Here is a 982-nt window from a genome sequence, read left to right as displayed (position 1 = left end):
GGCAGACGTTGTTATTATGCGCGAACGAGCACGTACTCCACGATGTAAGTCGGTTAGCGTTTCGGTACGGCCTCACGCCGATGCGGGAATCAGACACGCTGAACTTGCTCCTGTGGTATCAGCGGGGGAACAGGCCGCCGGTGCACACCTTATACACTGCCCTTTCCTACGATATCGAGCAAGCACCGCGCGTTGTTCCCTTTCCGTCCTACCGTCGTCCGTATCTAACGTACAGCATTCCTGGTACGCTGCTCCGCGAGAAGCGCGAGCACGTTATTGCATACTTAAGCGGTTTGTTTGCGCAGTGGGCAACACTACGGCAGGAAAGCATTCGCATCACGGTGCCAACGTTCCATAATGCACAAGTGTTACGGGTACTACTAGCCCGTATCGGGGTGTGGTGTCATGTGGCACCGCATCCAGAGCGGAGCAACCACGCGATTGTCACGATTGACCATCCTGTTGCCGTGATGCGTTTCTACCAAACCGTACCGTTGGCTGGTGTTTCGGTTGCTACGACTGAACCACCGGCACCAACGGAGGATATGTTCAACGAGCACATTCTGTTTGATGAGATTGTTGAAATACGCGAACCAAACCAAACGGTGCACGTGTACGCAATCGACGTTCCACAGCACCGCACCTACATCGCGGATTGGTTTATCAGTCACAATTCCGTGGTGTTGGAAGACAAGGTATTGTATACCGTACTTAATCACCACACCGAGTTACCACAAACAAAAGAACTTCTGATTTTAACTGCAAATGAAGCTCAGTTAGCGCCGTTGCTTGACCGCATTATTGTGCGTTCCACGTCATCCCCCCTTCTTGCACCACTGCTTGAAAACCGCGTCAATCGTCAGGCCGGAATCCTTGATTACCGGTGGCCGGATGGCACGCGCGTGTTGGTACGCGCACGAATCGCAGGCAAAGATAACGCAAACCTTGTGGGGTTGCATGTACCGGTCATCATTGTTGACGA

Annotated in this window: 1 protein-coding gene; it reads left to right on the top strand. The window is 52.9% G+C overall.

Annotated features, from left to right (window positions below; all coding sequences use genetic code 11):
- Positions 1 to 545: 545 nt before the first annotated feature.
- Positions 546 to 982: hypothetical protein (locus AC01ZF_RS17520; protein ID WP_476575547.1), on the top strand; the 437-nt coding region annotated here is incomplete at its 3' end.

Source organism: Chloroflexus sp. (assembly GCF_056331925.1).
This window is presented reverse-complemented; position numbering and strand designations above follow the sequence as displayed.